16 protein-coding genes are annotated in these 19,627 nt (G+C 76.7%); 7 read left to right on the top strand and 9 right to left on the bottom strand.

Going from position 1 to position 19,627, the window contains the following annotated elements; genetic code table 11:
* Positions 1-20 precede the first annotated feature (20 nt).
* Complete coding sequence (locus tag KSE_RS21815; RefSeq protein ID WP_014137508.1) at positions 21-305, top strand: hypothetical protein; 285 nt, start codon at positions 21-23, stop codon at positions 303-305.
* A 42-nt stretch (positions 306-347) separates the two neighbouring features.
* Here the strand turns inward: KSE_RS21815 and KSE_RS21820 are convergent, their stop codons facing one another.
* Positions 348-2,840: a helicase-associated domain-containing protein gene (locus KSE_RS21820; protein WP_014137509.1), complete on the bottom strand. Its 2,493-nt coding sequence runs from the start codon at positions 2,838-2,840 to the stop codon at positions 348-350.
* Positions 2,841-3,069: 229 nt separating this feature from the next.
* Here KSE_RS21820 and KSE_RS42945 point away from each other — a divergent pair, with 229 nt between their 5' ends.
* Positions 3,070-4,011, top strand: a complete 942-nt coding sequence (locus KSE_RS42945; RefSeq protein WP_157850040.1) for a hypothetical protein — start codon at positions 3,070-3,072, stop codon at positions 4,009-4,011.
* A gap of 51 nt (positions 4,012-4,062) precedes the next feature.
* On the opposite strand, the gene KSE_RS21830 is transcribed toward KSE_RS42945, so the two are convergent.
* Positions 4,063-5,091: an ABC transporter substrate-binding protein gene (locus tag KSE_RS21830; protein WP_014137511.1), complete on the bottom strand. Its 1,029-nt coding sequence runs from the start codon at positions 5,089-5,091 to the stop codon at positions 4,063-4,065.
* Between the two features lie 107 nt (positions 5,092-5,198).
* On the opposite strand from KSE_RS21830, the gene KSE_RS21835 reads away from it, so the two are divergent.
* On the top strand, positions 5,199-5,804 hold the full coding sequence (locus tag KSE_RS21835) for an HAD family hydrolase (RefSeq protein ID WP_014137512.1): 606 nt from the start codon (positions 5,199-5,201) through the stop codon (positions 5,802-5,804).
* 10 nt (positions 5,805-5,814) lie between these two features.
* Here KSE_RS21835 and KSE_RS21840 read toward each other — a convergent pair whose 3' ends face one another.
* Entirely contained in the window at positions 5,815-6,081 is a 267-nt protein-coding gene (locus tag KSE_RS21840) for a hypothetical protein (RefSeq protein ID WP_033257800.1), read from the bottom strand.
* Positions 6,082-6,278: 197 nt separating this feature from the next.
* Between KSE_RS21840 and KSE_RS21845 the strand changes: the two genes are divergently transcribed.
* Complete coding sequence (locus KSE_RS21845; protein ID WP_014137514.1) at positions 6,279-7,412, top strand: alpha/beta hydrolase; 1,134 nt, start codon at positions 6,279-6,281, stop codon at positions 7,410-7,412.
* Positions 7,413-7,892: 480 nt separating this feature from the next.
* The gene (locus KSE_RS21850; protein ID WP_014137515.1) at positions 7,893-8,276 is read left to right on the top strand and encodes a cold-shock protein; all 384 of its coding nucleotides are present in this window, start codon (positions 7,893-7,895) and stop codon (positions 8,274-8,276) included.
* A 7-nt stretch (positions 8,277-8,283) separates the two neighbouring features.
* Here KSE_RS21850 and KSE_RS21855 read toward each other — a convergent pair whose 3' ends face one another.
* The 4 genes from KSE_RS21855 to KSE_RS21870 all read right to left on the bottom strand — a co-directional run bounded on the left by KSE_RS21855 (position 8,284) and on the right by KSE_RS21870 (position 11,958).
* On the bottom strand, positions 8,284-9,135 hold the full coding sequence (locus tag KSE_RS21855; protein ID WP_014137516.1) for a 1,4-dihydroxy-6-naphthoate synthase: 852 nt from the start codon (positions 9,133-9,135) through the stop codon (positions 8,284-8,286).
* A gap of 1 nt (position 9,136) precedes the next feature.
* Positions 9,137-9,817 (bottom strand): futalosine hydrolase, encoded by a 681-nt coding sequence (locus tag KSE_RS21860; protein WP_014137517.1) that lies wholly within the window; start codon positions 9,815-9,817, stop codon positions 9,137-9,139.
* An 11-nt stretch (positions 9,818-9,828) separates the two neighbouring features.
* Positions 9,829-10,362 (bottom strand): hypothetical protein, encoded by a 534-nt coding sequence (locus KSE_RS21865; RefSeq protein ID WP_014137518.1) that lies wholly within the window; start codon positions 10,360-10,362, stop codon positions 9,829-9,831.
* Positions 10,363-10,482: 120 nt separating this feature from the next.
* Complete coding sequence (locus KSE_RS21870) at positions 10,483-11,958, bottom strand: MFS transporter (protein WP_014137519.1); 1,476 nt, start codon at positions 11,956-11,958, stop codon at positions 10,483-10,485.
* 420 nt (positions 11,959-12,378) lie between these two features.
* Between KSE_RS21870 and KSE_RS21875 the strand changes: the two genes are divergently transcribed.
* On the top strand, positions 12,379-13,254 hold the full coding sequence (locus KSE_RS21875) for a DUF3027 domain-containing protein (protein WP_014137520.1): 876 nt from the start codon (positions 12,379-12,381) through the stop codon (positions 13,252-13,254).
* 118 nt (positions 13,255-13,372) lie between these two features.
* On the top strand, positions 13,373-16,660 hold the full coding sequence (locus tag KSE_RS21880; RefSeq protein WP_014137521.1) for a sacsin N-terminal ATP-binding-like domain-containing protein: 3,288 nt from the start codon (positions 13,373-13,375) through the stop codon (positions 16,658-16,660).
* A 3-nt stretch (positions 16,661-16,663) separates the two neighbouring features.
* Here the strand turns inward: KSE_RS21880 and KSE_RS21885 are convergent, their stop codons facing one another.
* Both KSE_RS21885 and KSE_RS21890 read right to left on the bottom strand, forming a co-directional pair.
* The gene (locus KSE_RS21885) at positions 16,664-19,186 is read right to left on the bottom strand and encodes an HAD-IC family P-type ATPase (RefSeq protein WP_014137522.1); all 2,523 of its coding nucleotides are present in this window, start codon (positions 19,184-19,186) and stop codon (positions 16,664-16,666) included.
* Positions 19,187-19,270: 84 nt separating this feature from the next.
* Positions 19,271-19,552: a DUF2530 domain-containing protein gene (locus KSE_RS21890; RefSeq protein ID WP_014137523.1), complete on the bottom strand. Its 282-nt coding sequence runs from the start codon at positions 19,550-19,552 to the stop codon at positions 19,271-19,273.
* Positions 19,553-19,627 lie beyond the last annotated feature (75 nt).

Consider the following 19,627-nt stretch of genomic DNA (forward strand, 5'->3'; position numbering starts at 1 on the left):
GCCCGCTCGTTGGACAGGGCATGATCAAGCCCAACCGCATCCTGGCCGGCCTGGCGCTCTCCGGCGCGGCCCTCGCCACCGCCTTCGGGGCGGCGCCCGCCCACGCCGCCGACACCGAGGCCATGGCCCTCGACCAGGTCGCCGACATCGGCCAGCCCGGCGGCCTGATCGGCACCGTCGCGTTCACCGGCACCGGCCTGCTGACCGGCGTCGAGCCGAAGATGCCGGACCCGCACGCGATCGTCGACGAGGCGAAGAAGCAGAAGGCCGAGGAGGACGCGAAGCACGCCGCCGGCGGCAAGTAGGCGGCGGACCGGCCGGGACGAGGCCGGGACGCGGCCGGGGACCTACTCCTCGACCTCGGCGACGCCGGTGATCCGGTGCAGGGCGAAGGTCCGCACCTCGTCCGCGAGGTGGTCGTAGGCGGTGACGAAGCCGCCCTCGACCTTCACCGGGTCGATCACCCGCTGCGAGGAGAGGCCCTCCGCGTTGATGTAGCCGATCCACATCCGCTCGCCCAGCAGCACGGCGGTCTGCAGCGCGGCCAGCGTGTCGGCGGCGGCGGTGCGCGGCACGGCGGTGTGCGCGGCGGGGCCCGCCACCTGGTCCTTGCGGACCGCCGTCGCCGCCCGGTCGCCGGCCCGGATCGCCCGGACCGCGGCGGTCAGCAGGGCGTCGTCCGGCCGGGCCGGGCCGTCCGGGACCGGCTGCGGCGGGGTGCGCGGCGGGGTGCGGCGGCTGTCCGGCCGGGTCACCACCACGTCGCCCTCCGCGGACTCCGCGGCGGGCGCGTAGCCCATCGCCCGCAGCACCCCGAGCAGCGTCTCGGGCCCGGCCTGGGCGGCCAGCACGGTCGGTGCGAGCAGCCGCAGCCGCAGCTCGGCGCCCCGCCGGTCGGCCAGGATCTCCTCCAGCAGCCGCGGGTCGTCGCAGCGCAGGTAGGACGAGGCCGCGCCGACCCGCAGGACGCCGTGCCGGCGGGCCACGTCGTCGATCAGGTAGGCCAGCGGCTGCGGGACGGGCGTGCGCGAGTGCTGGCCGAGGAAGGCCCGCAGGTCGGCGGCGGTCCGCCCGGCGTCCAGCGCGCGGCGCACCGAGCCGGGGGTGAAGCGGTAGACCGTCGCGCCCCCCTTGGACTCGACGTCGGCGGCCAGCGCCAGCGCCTGGGCCAGCGGGGTGAGCAGCGGTCCGGGGGCGATCGCGGTCAGGTCGGGCTGCAGGATCACGTGGTCCAGCGGCTCGGGCAGCAGCGGCGCCAGCACCGGCACCGGGTCGGCGCCCGCCAGCAGCGCCCGGGCGGGCGCGGCGAGCGCGCCCCGGCCGGTGACGCCGAGCAGCTCGGCCTCGTGCAGCGTCCACTCGGTCAGCTGGTCGCGCAGGTCGCGGCCGTCGGGGCCGGTCGGGCCGCCGCGCAGCGGCCGGTGCCAGCGCAGTGCGGGCAGCAGCGCGGCGGCGGACGCGGCACCGCCGGGCGGCAGCTCGGCGAGCCGGACCAGCGCGGCGCGGCGCACCGACGGGGCGAGGGTGCGGTCCAGCTCGGGGCCGAGCGCGGCGCGCGGACGGCCCTTGCCGTCCGGGGAGCCGGCCAGCCGGCCGACCCGGGTGGCGGCCAGCCAGGCGCGGGCCAGCAGCCCCCAGCGCTCGGCGGTGTCCTGCTGCAACCAGGCGTCGTACGCCGGGGTCGGGGCCCACACCTCGTCGACCTCGCCGTCCGGGGCGAGCAGGCCCGCGGTGTGGGCCAGCTCGATCCAGAACGCGGCGTCCGCCTCGGTGCCCTCCAGCAGCACGGCGGCCCGCTTCAGGTCGCGGACGCCGAGGCCGCCGGCCCGCAGGGTGGGCGGCGGGGTGAGGCTCCAGGACTCGAGCAGTTCCTCGACGGTGCGGACCGCGGTCGCCGCCTGCCCGGCGGCGGTCCGGTCGGCGGTGGCCGGGTCGCGGTCGGTGACCGGCTCCACGGCGGGCGGGACGGGGTCGACGGCGCGGTGGGTGCGGCCGCCGCGCAGGTGCAGGGCCAGCTCGCGCGGCAGCACCACGGAGGCCGGGCTGGACGGCAGCAGCAGGCCGCGGGCCAGCAGCCACTCGACCGGGCCGCGCGCCTCCTCGGCGGTGACCTGCCGGGCGGCGTCCGGCACGGTGCCGGTCGGCGGGCCCCAGACCAGCCGGTCCAGCAGGCCGAGCGCGGGCGGCGGGGCCTGGTCGAGCAGCGCGCCCAGCCGCTTGCGGTCGCCGAGCAGCGCGGTCAGCGCCGCGACGGCGGTGACCGGGTCGGGGGTGGGCGGCAGCCCGGTGCCGGCCAGCAGCTGCTGCAGGCGGGCGGGCGACATGCCGACGGTGGCCTCGGCGAAGGTCGGGCCGAGACCGGTCCGGCCGGGGTTGAGCGCGCTCGGGGCGAGCGCCTCGCGGACCGCCAGCACCAGCCGCAGCGCCGAGTCCGGGCCCCACAGCAGGGCCTGCTCGCGCAGCCGGGCCAGCGCGGCCGGGAACGCGGCGGTGACGGCCGCCCGGTCGACCGGCTCGGCGCCGGAGTGCGGCCTGACCCGGGCCGGGCCGGTCAACAGGCCGCGCACGGCGGCCTCCGAGGTGCCCTCCGGGGCGGCCGCCAGCGCCTCGGCGACCTGCAGGGTGAACCGGTCCAGCCGCTCCAGGGCGCGCAGCACCGACGCCCGGCTGGAGAGCCGGGCGGACAGCTGGGCCAGGTCGGTCGGCACCGGGTTCAGCAGGTCGGGGCGGGCCCGGAGCAGCGCGGCGACGGCCTCGTCGCCCCGGCCGCGGAGCTCCTCGGCCAGGGTGCGGGGTGCGGTGGCGCGGGTGGCGCGCGGCGCGCTCTGCGGTGCGGTCATCCGGTCCAGACTAGTCAACGCCTCCCGTCCGGGCCCAGAACGGCGGCGGAACTCGGGGTGAACCGGTGCCCGCCCGGCGGTGCCGGACGCGCGCCGCCCGGCCCTCCGGCGGCTCGGCGTCCGCCCGGCGGACGCCCGGGCCCGGTGGTTCGACGGCTGCGGCCGGGGCCCGGACGGGGCTCGCTTCGGGCGGGTCCGGGTGGGTACCGTCACGGTGGGCGGTAGGCCCGTGGACGTGAGAGCGGGTGGCGGGGCGATGGCGGACGGCTCGTGGTGGCGCGAGAGCGCGGCGGCGGACGGCGGGCCGGCCGGGGGGCCGGACGGCGCGGACAGCGTGTACCTGCCCCGGCAGACGCCGCCGCCCGGGGTGCCGGACGCCCCGGCCGCCCCGCCGACCGTGGGCCTGGAGAAACCGCCCGCGCCGCCCGTGCCGCCCGCGCCGCCCGTGCCACGGGTGCCACCGGCCCGGCCGGCCCGGTCGGACCGTCCGGTTCGGCCCGCCTCGCTGCCGGCCGAGGCCGAGGAGGCGTTCCGGTACTCGGACGACCAGGGCACCCCGGACTTCGGGGTCGGCCAACTCGGCTGGAGCGCCCGCTACTTCGAGGTCCAGGAGCCCGAGCCCGAGCCCGAGCCCGAGCCGGAGCCCGCACCCGAGCCGGAGCCCGAGCCGGAGCCGGAACCCGCGCCGGAGCCCGAGCCGGAGCGGTCCCGCCCCGGGCTGGGGCGGATCGTCCTCGGTGTGGTCTTCGGCCGCCCCAAGCCCGCCCCCGCCCAGGCCGCTCCCGCCGCCGCTCCCGCCGCCGCCCCCGCCGTCGCGGCCGGCGGCCGCAAGCCCGCGCCGCTGCTGCTGCTCGCCGCCGGGCTGCTGCTGGCCGGTGCGGTCACCGGCCTGCTGCTGGTGATGCTGATCGGCTGGGCGGCGGCGTACCTGTCGCGCGGCTGGACCGACCTGATGAAGAAGTTCGCCGTCCTGGGCATCCCGCTGGCCACCGTGACCGGCATGTCGGTGTGGAACTGGGGCCGGGAGAAGGGCCGTTGGGGCAACGCCCTGGCCCCCGGCACCGACGCGGGCGCCGCGACCTGGGCGGCCGCCCCGGGCGTCCTGCGGGTGGCGGCGGTGCTGACGGCGCTGTTCGTCCTGGGGCTGACCCTGCGCCGCCGCAAGGGCTGACGCCGCAAGGGCCGACGCGGCGCGGGCCGGCGGCTGTCGGCCCGCGCGGGGTCAGTTCGCGCCGAGCAGGTGGAGGAGTTCGGCGATCAGGAAGTGCGCGCCGGTGTAGCCGATGCCCTGGAACCAGAGCTGGTCGTCGATCCGGAAGGCGCGGTGGGCGCGGACGGCGGCCAGGTTCCGCCAGGCGGGGGAGGCGAGGGCGGTGCTGAGGCCGTTGCGGGCGGGGTCGCCGTAGCTCGCGTACAGCAGCAGGTCGCCGTCGGCGGCGGCGAGCTGGTCGGGGGCGGCCTCGGCGGCGAAGCTGTCGGTGTTCTGCGGGTCGGGGCGGGGCAGTTGGAGGTCGTCCAGGACGCTGCCGGGGAAGTTCTGCCGGGCGTAGAGGCGGACGGCGGGGGAGCCCTCGACGAACCGGACCAGGCTGATCCGCTGTCCGGCGGCGCCGGCGGCGGAGAGGGCGCGGCGGGCCTGGTCGAGGTGGCGTGCGTAGGCGGCGAGGACGGCGGCGGCCTGCTCGCGCCGGTCCAGGGCGGCGGCGTGGAGCTGGAAGCCGTCCTTCCAGGGGGCGCCGGTGGTCCGGGTCAGCACGGTGGGGGCGACGGCCCGCAGCGCGGCGGCGTGGGCGGCGTCGCGGGTCCGGTTGGTGAGGATCAGCTGCGGGCGCAGCGCGCCGATCGCCGCGGTGTCGGGGACGGCCGCGATGTCGCCGACCACGGTGACCTCGGCGAGCCGGGAGGCGGGCCAGTAGCCGGGCAGGGCGGCGTCCAGCGGGGCCTTGGCGGCGCCGACGGGGGTGATGCCGAGGGTCATCGCGGAGTCGAGCTCGGCGGTGTCCAGGACGACGACCCGGACCGCGCCGCCGGGCACGGTGACCTGGCCGTCCGCGTCGGTCAGGGTGATGTCGGGGCGCGGGCTGGGGCTGGGTTGGACGGGCGTGGGGGTGCCGGTCGGGGGAAGCCCGGTGCCGTCGGGGCCCTCGGGCAGCGGCTGGGCGTCGGGGAGCGGCAGGTGCGGGCCGCAGCCGGCCAGCAGGGCGGCGCCGAGCCCGGCGAGGGCGGCGCGGCGGGACAGCGGGGGTGGCACCCGGGACCTCCTGGGGCGGAGCGCGGACGGGATGCCGCCAGTATGTCCGGAATGCGGCGTCCGTCCCGGCTTTTCCGGCCGGAACCGCCACGGCCTAGGCTGGCGGCATGGCTCTCACCGTCGGCTTCGACCTCGACATGACGCTCCTCGACACCCGCCCCGGCATCAAGGCCACCTACCAGGTGCTGGCCGCCGAGACCGGCACCGCGATCGACGCCGACCTGGCGGTCAGCCGGCTCGGCCCGCCGCTGGCGCACGAGCTGGCCAACTGGTTCCCGGCGGAGCGGGTGGCGGCGGTCGCCGACCGCTACCGCGAGCTGTACGTCGAGCACGCGATCGCGCCGACCGTCGAACTGCCCGGCGCGCTGGCCGCGGTGGCGGCGGTCCGGGCGGCGGGCGGCCGGGTGGTGGTGATCACCGGCAAGTGGGAGCCGAACGCCCGCCGCCACCTGGACAGCCTCGGGCTGGAGGTGGACGCGCTGGTCGGCGACCTGTGGGCGGAGACCAAGGGCGAGGCGCTGCGGGCGCACGGCGTGGGCGTCTACGTGGGCGACCACCTGGGCGACATCCGCGGCGCCCGGGCGGCGGACGCCGTCGCGGTCGGGGTGGCCACCGGCCCGTACGGCCCGGCGGAGCTGGCGGCGGCGGGCGCCGACGCGGTGCTGCGCGACCTCACCGAGTTCCCGGCCTGGCTGGCCGGCCACCTGGCGTAGGGCCCGTAACTCAGCCGGCCGCCGTCGCCGTCGCAGCCGCCGCCTGCCGGGCGCGGCGGCGGCGGGTGTTCTCCCGGGCGGTGGCGAACAGCCCGCCCAGCGCGACCAGCAGGCCGAGCGGCATCAGCATCGCCAGCCAGTAGGCGCCCCAGGGCAGCCGGGGCAGGTCGAAGACGTACGGCACGAAGACCGCGACGACGGACAGCATGCCGACGCCGAACACGATGCCGCCGACGCGGACCAGCAGATCGCCGGGGTCGTTCGACCGGTCGCTCACTCTCACCACTCCATTCACGCGGGTCGTTCCCCCCGATTCTCCCACCGCCCGGCCGGGCACCCCCTCCGATCGGCGGGGGTGCGGCGGCGCGCGCTCCGACTGAACGCTCAGGGTTCCCAGGAATCCCTCAGGCATGCTGATGATCAGGAGAACGGGCGGAGCGCGCGCGGGCGGGCGGACGGGGAGCGACGGCGGTTATGGGGCTGACCAGTCACAAGGTGCTGGCACTGTCGGCGCTGCTGTCGGTGCTGATGGTGGCGGGTACGGTCCGGCTGTGGCCCCGGCTGGCGGGGAGCGGCTGGCGGGTGGTGCTCGGCCGGCTCGGCACGATCGTCGCCACCCAGCTCTCGGTGCTCTGCACGCTCGCCCTGGTGGCCAACAACTCGTTCGCGTTCTACAGCAGTTGGGACGACCTGCTGGGCACCGGCGAGAACCAGCCGGTGACCATCCAGGGCCAACTGTCGGGCCGCACCGCGGTCGTCCAGTCGCTCTCCACCGAGCACGTCCGCGACACCGGGGCGACCGGTCGGGCGCCCGAGCAGTCCGGCCGGCTGGAGAAGGTCCGGCTGCCCGGCGCGAGCACCGGGCTGACCACCGAGGGGTACGTCTACCTGCCGCCCGAGTACTTCCAGTCCGCCTACCAGGGCAGGCGGTTCCCCGCCGAGATCGCCATCACCGGGTTCCCCGGCGACGCGAAGAACCTGGTCAGCAAGCTCAACTACCCGTCCGTGCAGCTGAAGCTGGTCCAGCAGGGCAAGGCCAAGCCGACCGTGCTGGTGCTGATGCGGCCCTCCCCGGCGATGCCCCGCGACACCGAGTGCGAGGACGTGCCGGGCGGCCCGCAGGCCGACCGGTACTTCAGCGCGGACGTGCCGGCCGCGCTGCGCGCCACCTACCGGATCGCGGACGGGCCGGGCAGCCTCGGCGTGATCGGCAACTCCACCGGCGGCTACTGCGCGCTGAAGCTGGCGATGCGCCACCCCGACGTGTTCGCCGCCGGGGTGTCGATGTCCGGCTACTACAAGGCCGCCGAGGACGCGACCACCGGCGACCTGTTCGGCGGCGACCAGGGCCGCCGCGACCAGGCCGACCTGGAGTGGCGGCTGGCCCACCTGCCCGCGCCCGCGACCGCGCTGCTGGTCGGCGGCAGCCGGGAGGGCGACGGCGACTACCACGAGCAGACCGAGCGGTTCCGGGCCGCTGCCAAGGGCAGCGCCACCAAGGTCGCCGTGATCACCCTGGACAGCGGCGGCCACAACTTCACCACCTGGTCCCGGATGCTGCCCGCCTCGCTCGGCTGGCTCTCCGACCACCTCGCCGCCCCGGCCTGACCGTCCGACGGCCCGATGGCCCGTCGGCCCGTCGGCCCGCTCCGGGCCGACCGCCTGACCATCCGTCAGCCCGTCGGTCCGTCCGCCCGTCAGCCCGTCGGTCGTCAACCCGGCCGCCCGACCGGTCGTTCGGGATCTTTCCCGACCCCTTCTGACCGGCCGCGCGTCACAGCGCGCAACTCCGTGCGCGCAAAGAGTTTCGACCCGCGCCGCCCCCGGGTATGCAGCCATCGCGCGGGCGGGCCTGACGGATGGCCCACGAACGCCCGCCCGGAGCGGATCGGGGGTGTGGGCCAGTGGAAGGCGCGGCAGGCGCGGGGCACGGTCGCACCCGGGTCCGGAATCCCTTCGCCGTTCCGGTGAACGCTGAGGGATCATTGCTCCACTGAGCGACACCGGCCGCCCGTTCGGGGCGCCCGTCCGCACATCCACCCGCGGCCCGACGTGGCCGCACGCACCCGATACCGAGGACTGTTCGAGATGCCCACCGGCCAGGTCAAGTGGTTCAACGAGACGAAGGGCTACGGCTTCCTGTCGCGCGACGACGGCGGCGAGGTGTTCGTCCACACCAAGGCGCTGCCCGCGGGCGTCACCACGCTCCGTCCGGGCCAGCGGGTCGAGTTCGGCGTCGCCGCGGGGCACCGCGGCGACCAGGCGATGAGCGTCCAACTGCTCGACGCGCTGCCCTCGGTGGCCGCCGCCCAGCGCAAGAGCGCCGACGACATGGCCCCGATCGTCCAGGACCTGATCACCAAGCTGGACAGCGTGCTGCCCGGCCTGCAGCGCGGCCGCTACCCGGGCAAGCCGGAGGGGCAGAAGATCGCCATGGTGCTGCGCGCCATCGCCGACCAGTTCGACGTCTGAGCCCCGGTCAGCCGAAGGCCAGCGCGCCCGGGTCGACGGCGGGGACGAGTCCCTGCTCGGCGGCCCGGGTGAGCAGGCCGCGGACGGCCGCGTAGCCGTCCGCGCCGAGGTCGGCGGTGAACTCGTTGACGTACAGGCCGATGTGCTGGTCGGCGACGTCCGGGTCCATCTCCTGGGCGTGCGCCAGCACGTACTCCCGGCTGGCCGCCGGGTCGGCCCACGCCGCGCGCACCGACGCCCGCACGGTGTCGGCGAGTTCGCGCAGCCGCTCGGCGCCGAGCGAGCGGCGGGCGACGATCGCGCCCAGCGGGATCGGCAGGCCGGTGGCCGACTCCCACGCCTCGCCCATGTCGGCCAGCCGGTGCAGGCCGTAGCGCTGGTAGGTGAACCGGGCCTCGTGGATGACCAGTCCGGCGTCCACCCGGCCGTCCCGCACGGCCGGCATGATCTCGTGGAACGGCAGCACCACGATCTCGCCGAACCCGCCCGGCACCGCCTCCGCCGCCCACAGCCGGAACAGCAGGTACGCCGTCGAGCGCTCGCTCGGCACCGCCACCCGCCGCCCGGCCAGCTCGGCCGCCGCCAGCGGGCCGGCCGTCAGCACCAGCGGCCCGCAGCCCCGGCCCAGCGCGCCGCCGCACGGCAGCAGCGCGTACTCGTCCAGCACCCAGGGCAGCTGCCCGTACGAGATCTTCAGGACGTCCAGTTCGCCGCGCTCGGCCAGCCCGTTGGTGACGTCGATGTCGGCGAACCGCACCTCGGGCGCGGCCGCGCCCGGGACCAGGCCGTGCGCCCAGGCGTGGAAGACGAAGGTGTCGTTCGGGCAGGGCGAGTACGCGACGCTGAGCGGCTCGGCCATCTCAGACCTCCTTGAGCAGGTGCGGCAGCGGCGGCAGCGCGGCGAAGGCCCGCTCCAGGGCCGCCAGCGCGTCGCCGATCCGCCAGGACGCGCGGTCGCGCGGCCCGACGGCGTTGGACACGGCCCGCAGCTCACCGGCCGCGAGCCCCCGGCGGGCGGCCGCCTCGGCCACCCCGAAACCCTCCATCGCCTCGGCCAGCGCCCGCGGGTGACGCCTCCTCAGCGCCTCGGCGCGCGCCGCCGAACCGGTCACCGTGGAGACCGTCAGCACCTCGCCGACCGCCCCGCCGGTGGCCGCGGCCAGCGCCGCCACCAGGCCCGGCGGCACCGGGTGCCGGACGGTGCCGAAGCCCAGCTCGGTGACGTCCGCGAAGCCGTCCGGCGTCTCGGCGCCCAGGTCGGCCGCCAGCACGGCGTCCGCCACCACCAGCGACCCGAGCGGCGCGGCGGGCGCGAAACCGCCCGCGATGCCCGCCGACAGCACCAGCCCGTACCGGCCGGCCGCCAGCTCCGCCGCCGTCCCCGCCGCCGCGGCCGCCGGGCCGACCCCGGCCGCCAGCACCACGGCCCCCGAGCCCGGGCCCAGCCCGCGCCGGACCGCCTCGGCCTCCGCCTCCACGGCGACGACGACGAGCAGCCCGGCGGCGGGGCCGGGCTGCTTGTCGGTGCGCTCAGCGGTCATCGACCGGAGGATCAGTCGGTCTGGTTCTTCAGCTCGAAGAACCAGATCGCGTAGACGTCCCTGGTCTCCGGGTCGCGGACGGCGACCGTCAGCGAGGTCTTGTCGGTCGACGACATGATGGTGTGCCCGGCAACCGTGCCGGAGAACGTCGTGCCGCGGGCGTTGTTGACGATCGGCACGTTGCCCTGCGACTGCTGGTCGCCCGCGCCCTCGGCGAACGCGAACCAGCCCTTCTTCGCCAGGTCCTTCGGCACCCCGACGCCGACCTGGTCGCTGGCCCGGACGTCCAGCATCGGCAGCTTGTTGTTCTTGCCCGCCGCGGTGGCGCTCTCCACGCAGGCGTTGATCGCGGCCTGGTCGATCGGCTTGCCGTCGTTGTAGCAAGTGGGCGCGGCGGTGGTGGACGAGGTGCCGACCACCAGGGTGGCCACGCTCTCACGGGGCTTGCCCGCGTCGCTCGCCCAGTAGATACCGGTACCGAGGGCGGCGCCGCCGACGACGACGACGCCGGCGATACCGGCGATGGCACGGGTGCTGAGGCTCATGGGCAAGAGGCTACTCGCCTTCCGTGATCACGTGACGCCGGGGTGCCCGAGTCGCCCGAGGTTAGGCCGTGCGCGGGCGCGCCGCGCGAGCGCCCCGGCCGCCGTTCCGCGCCCCGCCGGTCAGGCCGCCCGGGGGCGGGCCGCCGAGCGGCGCGGGCCGACCCGCAGCAGCGAGCGGAGCGTCCACAGCAGCATCAGCGTCATCACCGACGCCGCCACCGCCATCCCCAGCACCGGCTCCAGCGGCAGCGAGATGCCCACCGCGCCGCCCGCCACCCAGCTCAGCTGCAGCACCGTCTCCGACCGGGCGAACGCCGAGGTCCGCACCGCCTCCGGCACGTCCCGCTGGATCAGCGCGTCCAGCGCCAGCTTGCCCAGCGAGGCCGCCATCCCCGCGACGCCCGCCACCACCGCCGCCGTCACCACCCCGTACCAGAGCGCCGCCGCGCCCGCCGCCGCCGTCGCCAGCGCCAGCACCGCCGTCACCGTCACCTCCGAGCCCCGGGTGCGCAGCCACGAACCCAGCACCGAGCCCAGCGCGTTGCCCAGGCCGGCCGCCGCCGCGACGATGCCCAGCGCCACCGTGCCCGGCAGGCCGTCCGGCGGCTCCCGGCGGATCAGGAACGCCAGGAACATCACCAGGAACCCGACCAGCCAGCGCAGCGCCGCCACCCCGCGCAGCGCCATCACCACCGAGGGCCCGACCGCCCGCAGCACGCCCTTCGGCCGCGCCCGGTGCGGCTCGGCGTGCGGCTCGGCGTGCAGCTCCGCGCGCTGCTCGCCCTTGGCCGAGTCCACCTGGTGCGGCAGGTGGAAGGCCATCAGGGTGCCGATCACGAACACCACGAACGCCCCGCGCAGCGGCCAGCCGGGACCGATCAGGTGCAGCAGCCCGCCCACCCCGCCCGCCACCAGCGTCGCCAGCAGACCCGCCAGCGTCACCCGCGAGTTCGCCTTCACCAGCGACAGCCGGGCCGGCAGCAGCCGCGGCACCACCACGCTGCGCACCACCCCGTACGCCTTGGACGCCACCAGCACGCCCAGCGCCTCCGGGTACAGCGCCAGCCCGCCGCCGGTCACCGCCCCCGCCATCACCCAGGCCAGCGCGGCCCGGGCCAGCATCGACATCGCCATCGCCGACCGGCGGCCGTTCGGCAGCCGGTCCAGCAGCGGGCCGATCACCGGGGCGAGCACCGCGAACGGCGCCATCGTGATCAGCAGGTACAGCGCGACCCGGCCGCGGGCCTCGCCGGTCGGCACCGAGAAGAAGATGGTGGACGCCAGTGCCACCGTGATCAGCATGTCGCCGAACGAGTTCAGCGCGTGCAGCTCGATCAGCTTCGCCAGGCCCGACTCGCCCGCGCCCTCCGCCGACGTCGCCCGCCGGATCCGGCGGCCCGTCCCGTGCACCACCCGGCCGGTGCGCGCCCCCGCCGCCGACGCGCCCCGGGCCCAGAAGCCGCGGGCCCGCACGGTCGGGGCGTCCGTGCCCGCGTCCGCCTCCGTGCCCGCGTCCGCCTCCGTGCTCGTGGCGGGCGGGCCGTCCTGACGGACCGTCGGACAGGTGGCATCCGCCTCCGGCTCGCCGGGGGCCACAGGATGCTGCCGCGACACGGCCGAGGCCCCCGAACGGCCCTCGGCCTGCCCGGAACCCGGTTCGCGCCGCGGCGGGATCTCCTCCGCCACACCCCCATCCTGCCCGAGAATCGCCGACCTAACGAGTGATTGTCGGGGCGTCGGCGCGCCCGCCCCCGAGCCCCGGACTGTGCTGCACCACCGACCGGCGGGTAGCCTGCACTACGCGCATGCCCGGCTTCCCGCAGGGGGGTGGCCGACCTGGGCGGCGCGGCCCGGCCACGGAGCGGCCTCGGGTCTAGCAGAATGGACCGGCCCCGTGCTCGCGGGGGCCGCCCCGGAGACGTGGCAGCGGCATCCGGCGCGGGCCCGCCTACCGGGCGCCGCCAGCGGGCCGCAGGATGACAGGACTGGGAGAGAACCGACGCCGTGAGTGCTGCGATGCGAAGCCGTACCCCTGACCGGCTCTGTGCAGAGGCCGTCGACCTCGCCCGCCAGGCAGTGGTGGACAGCGTCGGAGAGGCCGTCGTCGGCCCCCACGTGAAGGCGAGCGCGGACGCCGAGCGCGTCGTCACCCACACCTTCGAGTGCCTCGACCCGGCGTACCGGGGCTGGCACTGGGCGGTCACCGTCGCCCGCGCCCCGCGCGCCAAGAACGTGACCCTGGACGAGGTCGCGCTGCTGCCCGGACAGGGCGCCGTGCTCGCCCCGCAGTGGGTGCCGTGGAGCGAGCGCCTGCTCCCCGGCGACCTCGGCCCCGGCGACCTGCTGCCCACCGGCGCCGACGACCTGCGGCTGGAGCCCGGCTGGACCGGCGAGGACGAGATCGCCCCCAACTCGGCGCTCGCCGAGGCCGACGAGGACGACGAGCCCGCCGACGGCGTCCAGCCCGCGCCCGCCCGCGCCGAGATCGGCGCGATCGCCGGGGAGCTCGGCCTCGGCCGCCCCCGGGTGCTCTCCCGGCGCGGCCTGCACCAGGCCGCCGAACGCTGGGAGACCGCGTACGGCCCGCAGACGCCGATGGCGCAGTCCGCCCCCGCCTCCTGCGACACCTGCGGCTTCCTCGTCCCGATCGGCGGCTCGCTCGGCCAGGCGTTCGGCGTCTGCGGCAACGAGTTCGGCCCCGCCGACGGCCAGGTCGTCTCGCTCGCCTACGGCTGCGGCGCGCACTCCGAGGCCGCCGTGCTGCCCGCCCCGCCCGTCCCCAGCGAGCTGATCCTCGACGAGACCGTCGTCGAACCCCTCCCGCTGCACCCCGACCGCGCCTCCGGCTCGGTCGAACCGGACGCGCCCGCCGAGGAACTCGGCCACGCCTGAGCACCGGGTCACCCGCGCCGCGGGGCCGCAGCGCGGGTGACCCACTGTGCGTGGACCGTCGCAGCGCCCTGGCAGAATGCCGACTCGTACGCAGACCACGCGAAGGGCGGCTCGGCACGTGGAGTCTCGGATCATCGGCAACGCGGCGTCCCCCGAGGAACCGGACGTCTTCGACACGGCCGGGCTGCGGCACACCGTCCTCGCGGCGTGGACGGCCGCGCCCGCCAGGTTCCGCGAGGACGCCAACGCCGAGGAGGAGCTCGCGCTCGGCGGCTACCGCGACCGGCTGATCGTCGAACTCGCCCAGAACGCCGCCGACGCGGCCGCCCGGGCCGGCACCGCCGGACGGCTCCGGCTGACCCTGCGCGACGGCGTCCTCGCCGCCGCCAACACCGGCGCCCCGCTGGACGCGGCCGGCGTCGCCTCGCTCTCCACCCTGCGCGCCTCCGCCAAGCGCGAGGGCGAGCGGGCCGTGGTCGGCCGGTTCGGCGTCGGCTTCGCCGCCGTGCTGGCCGTCAGCGACGAGCCCGCCGTGCTCGGGCACACCGGCGGCGTCCGCTGGTCGCTCACCGACGCCCGCGCGCTGGTCGCCGAAATCCCGGAGCTCACCGAGGAGTTGACCCGGCGCGAGGGCCACCTGCCGGTGCTCCGGGTGCCGTTCGCCGCCGAGGGCGAAGCCCCCGAGGGCTACCACACCGTGGTCGTCCTGCCACTGCGCGACGCCGCCGCCGAGGACCTCACCCGCCGGCTGCTCGCCGAGGTCGACGACGCCCTGCTGCTCACCCTGCCCGGCCTCGCCGAGGTGGTCGTCGACACCCCCGAGGGCGTCCGCGTCCTCACCCGCACCGAGCACCCGCAGCGCCCCGAGCAGCTGCCCGCCGTCACCATCACCGACGACGGCCGCGCCACCACCTGGCAGACCGTCAGCGCGGCCGGCACCGCCGCCCCCGAACTCCTCGCCGACCGCACCACCGAGGAACGCGCCCGCCCGCACTGGACGCTCACCTGGGCCGTCCCGGTCGACGAGGCCGGCCGGCCGCAGCGCCCGCGCACCACCCCCGTCGTGCACGCCCCCACGCCCAGCGACGAACCGCTCGGCGTGCCCGCGCTGCTGATCGCCTCCTACCCGCTCGACCCGACCCGGCGGCACGTCGCGCCCGGCCCGCTCACCGACTTCCTCACCGAGCGCGCCGCCGACGCCTACGCCGAACTGCTGCGCGCCCGCGGCGCCGACCCCGGCTCGCTCGACCTCGTCCCCGCCCCGCTCGGCCAGGGCGCCCTCGACAACGCGCTGCGCGCCGCCGTGCTCGCCCGACTGCCCGAGACGCCCTTCCTGCCGCACCCGCCCGGCACCGAGGAGGGCACCCCCGCGCTGCGCCCGCGCGACGCCGTCGTGCTGGAGGGCGCCGACCACTCGGTGGTCGAGGCGCTCGCCCCGATCTTCCCCGGCCTGCTCCCGGCCGGCCTGGAGCGCCGCACCGAACTGCGCGTCCTCGGGGTGCGCCGCACCCCGCTCGCCGAGGTGGTCGACCAGCTCGGCGGCCTGGACCGCGAACCCGCCTGGTGGCGCGGCCTGTACGCGGCGCTGGCCGGCGCCGACCCGGAGGCCCTCGGCGCGCTGCCCGTCCCGCTCGCCGACGGCCGCACGATCACCGGCCCGCGCCGCGTCCTGCTGCCCTCCGACGCCGCCGACTGGGCCGGCTACGAGGGCTACCCCGAGGCCCTCGCCGAGGCCCTCGACCTGCTCGACCTGCGCCTGGCCCACCCCGACGCCGCGCACCCGCTGCTGGCCCGGCTCGGCGCCGCCACCGCCACCCCCGCCGGCGTGCTGGACACCCCCGAGGTGCGGGCCGCCGTCGCCCGCTCGCTGGAACTCGGCGAGGACGACTACGACGCCGCCGTCGACCTCGCCGACGCCGTCCTCGCCCTGGTCAAGGCCGCCGCCCCGGCCGCCGGCGAACACCCCTGGCTGGCCCGCCTCGCCCTCCCCGACGACGAGGGCGAACTCGCCCGGGCCGGCGAACTCCTGCTCCCCGACAGCCCGCTGGCCCACCTGGTCGACGAGGACGAGGCCGCCTTCGTCGACGACGACCTGCTGGAGCGCTGGGGCCCCGAGGTGCTGGCCGCGGCCGGCGCGCTCACCGCCTTCACCCTCGTCCGCGCCGAGGACGTCGTCCTCGACCCCGACGACCTGGAGCGCCTCGACCCCACCGCCCCCGCCGACCGCGCCGCCGGCGGCGCCCCCACCGGCCTGATCGACGAGGCCCCCGACGGCCTCGCCGACTGGTGCGAGGACGCCCTCGAATCCCTGCACGCCGACGACGCCGGGGAGTTGGGCGTCCCGCCGGTCGCCGCCGAACTGCTCGCCGTCCGCGACCTCGACCTGGTCGCCGACGACGCCTGGCCCGAAGCCCTCGCCCTGCTCGCCCAGCCCCCCTACCGGGACGCCGTGGTCACCCCGGTGCGCACCCTGCTGCCCGACGGCAGCTACACCGACCTGCCCCCGTACACCGCCTGGTGGCTGCGCGACCACCCCGTCCTGGACGGCCGCGAACCCGCCGGGCTGCGCGCCGCCGGCGCCGACCCGCTGCTGCGCGGCCTCTACGACGAGGCCAGGACCACGCTCGACCCGCAGTTCCTGCACGCGCTCGGCGTCCGCACCACGCTGAACGCGCTGCTCGCCGAACCGCACGGCCCCGACGAGCTGATCGACCGGCTCACCGACCCGCTCTCCGAGGTCAGCCACCGCCAACTGCACGGCATCTACAGCCTGTTGGCGGCCCTCCCGGCCGAGCGCGTCGAACCCCTGGACGTCGTCCGGGCGCTGGCCCCGCTGGACGGCGCCACCGGGCGCCGGGACGACCGCACCGTCATCGTCGACGCCGCCGACGCGGTCGTCGCCGACGCCCCCGACCTGGTCGAACTGCTGCACGGCCACGCCGTGCTGCCCGTCCACCCGCTGCTCGCCCCCGCGCTCGCCGAACGGCTGCACGTCTCGCTGGCCAGCGAGGTGGCCGGCGGCCGGGTGCTCTCCGAGGGCACCCTGCACCGCACCCCCGCCGTGGTCCGCGAACTGCTGCCCGGCTGCCCCGCCGTCTACGAGGAGCACGAGGAACTGCTGGTCGTCGGCCCCGACGGCGAGGAGGCCCACGTCGCCTGGCGCTGGGACACCGGGGTGGCCGCCCCCGAGCTCCCCTACGACCCGGAGGAGGCCGAAGCCGCCGACGAGGACGACGAGTTCGACGTCCCGCCGGTCCCCGGCCTGCTGCACGCCGCCACCCCCGAGGGCCTCGCCGCCGGCCTCGCCTGGTCGGTCCACCAGTGGCACCGCCGCTTCGAGGTCCTGGCCGCCCTCACCGAACCCGACCGCGCCTACGAGCTGCTCGCGGCCCGCGACTACGAGTAGCGCTCAGGCCGGCCTCCGCTCGACCAGGACCCGGGAGGTGACCTCCAGCAGGCAGCCCGCCACCAGGGCGATCGCCACCCCGGTCAACGGGTCGCGCCAGCCGACGAGTTGGAGCTGGAAGAAGTCGGCGAGCCAGGGCACGACCAGGACCAGCGCGAAGGCACCGGACATCGCGGCGATCAGCAGCAGCCGCCACCAGGTGTACGGCCGGGCGACGATCGCCAGCACCCAGATCGCGCTGATGAAGAGGGTCAGGGTGGCGACCGAGGTGTCGGCCTTCAGGGTCGTCTCGTCGTCGCCGCGGGCCAGCGCGTAGGCGGTGAAGGTGGCGGCGCCGCAGATCACCCCGCCCGGGACGGCCAGCCGCAGCACCCGGCGGACGAAACCGGTGCGGGCGCGCTCGTTGTTCGGGGCCAGCGCGAGGAAGAACGCCGGGATGCCGATGGTCAGCGAGGAGAGCACCGTCGAGTGCCGGGGCAGGAACGGGTACGGGACCTGGGTGAAGACCACCAGCAGCGCCAGCAGCACCGAGTAGACGGTCTTCACCAGGAACAGGCCGGCCACCCGCTCGATGTTGCCGATCACCCGGCGGCCCTCCGCGACCACCGAGGGCAGCGTCGCGAAGCGGTCGTCCAGCAGCACGATCTGGGCGACGGCCCGGGTCGCGTCCGAACCGGTGCCCATCGCGACACCGATGTCGGCGTCCTTCAACGCCAGCACGTCGTTGACGCCGTCGCCGGTCATCGCGACGGTGTGGCCCTTCGACTGCAGGGCGCCGACCAGGGCGCGCTTCTGCTGCGGGGTGACCCGGCCGAAGACCGCCGTCCGGTCGGCGGCCTCGGCCAGCTCGGCCGGGTCGGTGGGCAGCGTGCGGGCGTCGGTCGCCGTCTCGGCGCCCGGCAGACCGAGGTGCGCGGCGACCGCGCCCACCGAGACCGCGCTGTCGCCGGAGATCACCTTGGCCCGGACGTCCTGCGAGCGGAAGTAGCGCAGCGTCTCCGCCGCGTCCCCGCGCAGCCGCTGCCGCAGCACCAGCAGGGCCAGCGGCCGCAGCCCGGCGGCCGGATCCGGGTCGTCCAGCGGCAGCGGGCTGCGGCCCAGCAGCAGCACCCGCAGACCCTGGGCACCCAGCTCGTCGACCTCCGCGAGCGCCGGCGAGCCGGCCGGCAGCAGCACGTCCGGGGCACCGAGCAGCCAACTGCCCTCGGTACCGCCGGGCTCCAGCAACTGGACGCCGCTCCACTTGCGGGCCGACGAGAACGGGATCGCCTCCAGCACCCGCCAGCGGCCCTCCGGCGGCGGCCCGTACGCGTCGATCACCGCCTGCATGCTGGGGTTCGGGCGGGCGTCGGCGGCGCCGATCGCGCCGAGCGCCTCGGCCAGCACGGCCTTGTCGACCGGGTCGGCCTTGTCGACCGGGTCGGGCGGGTCGGCCCGGTCGGTCGGGCCGGGCGGGTCCTGCGGGGCTTCGAGCGGGGGTGTGGCGGGCGCCGCGGGAGGGGCGTCGAGCGGGCGGAGGTCGACCAGGTCCATGCCGCCCTCGGTGAGGGTGCCGGTCTTGTCCAGGCAGACCGTGTCCACCCGGGCCAGGCCCTCGATCGCGGGCAGCTCCTGGACCAGGCACTGCTTGCGGCCGAGCCGGATCACGCCGATCGCGAAGGCCACCGAGGTCAGCAGCACCAGGCCCTCGGGCACCATCGGCACGATGCCGGCCACCATCCGGCGGACCGCCTCCCGCCAGTCGTTGCGCTGCACGGCGAGCTGGCTGATCACCAGGCCGATCGCGGTCGGGACCAGCAGGTAGGTGATGAACCGGAGGATCTGGTCGATGCCGGTGCGCAGCTCCGACTTGACCAGGGTGAACTTGCTGGCCTCCTCGGCGAGCTTGGCGGCGTACGCCTCCTTGCCGACCCTGGTCGCGGTGAACGCGCCCGCGCCGGCCACCACGAAGGAACCGGACATCACGTGGTCACCGGGCTGCTTGAGGACCGGGTCGGGCTCGCCGGTCAGCAGCGACTCGTCGATCTCCAGCCCGTCCGCCTCGGTGACCGTGCCGTCCACCACGACCTTGTCGCCGATGCCGAGCAGCACGGTGTCGTCCAGCACGACCTCGCCGGTCCCGACCTGCACGGCCGCGCCGTCCCGGCGGACCTGCGGGCGGGCCTCGCCGATCAGCGCCAGGCTGTCCAGGGTCTTCTTGGCGCGCAGCTCCTGGACGATGCCGATCGCCGTGTTGGCGACGATGACCAGGCCGAACAGGCCGTCCTGGATCGGGCCGACCACCAGGATGATGCCGAACATCACCCCGATGATCGCGTTGAAGCGGGTGAACACGTTGGCCCGGACGATCTCCCGCAGCGAGCGGCTCGAACGCACCGGAACGTCGTTCACCTGCCCGCGGGCGACCCGCTCGGCCACCTCGGCCGCGCTCAGCCCGGGCTGGTACGCGCCGCCCGCGCCGGTGGGGTGCGCGCCCTCGCCCGGGACGGGGCCGGGCGCGGCGGTGCCTTCCGCTGAGTGCGTCATGGCACGACTCTAGGGGGGCGATTTGTCCGGTGCGTCCCGCCTGGGACCGATTCCGGCCGGACGGGTGGCGGGCCGGGGCCGGTGCTACCGGGAGGGCTCGACGGCCGTCCCCGCCTCCGCCTCGGCGGCGCGGGCGCGGCGGATCGCGGCCCGGCGGGCGGTGCAGTACTTCAGGCCGATCAGGCCGAGCAGGCCGCCGGACAGGCAGACCCACGGCCAGCTGCCGTGGTCGTGATCGGACAGCCAGCCCTGGAACGGCACCAGCACCACGAACCCGACGAACCACAGCACCGTCCCGGTGCCGACGATGGCGACGTCGTTGCCCTCCAGGGGCGGCGGGGCGGAGCGCAGGGCGGTCTTCGGCATGGTGCCTAGCCTACGGGGCGGGTGCGGTGCGCGGTACGGCCCGGGTACGGGTCGCGGCACGGCCCGGGTGCGGCG

The sequence above is a fragment of the Kitasatospora setae KM-6054 genome (assembly GCF_000269985.1).
Lineage (GTDB): Bacteria > Actinomycetota > Actinomycetes > Streptomycetales > Streptomycetaceae > Kitasatospora > Kitasatospora setae.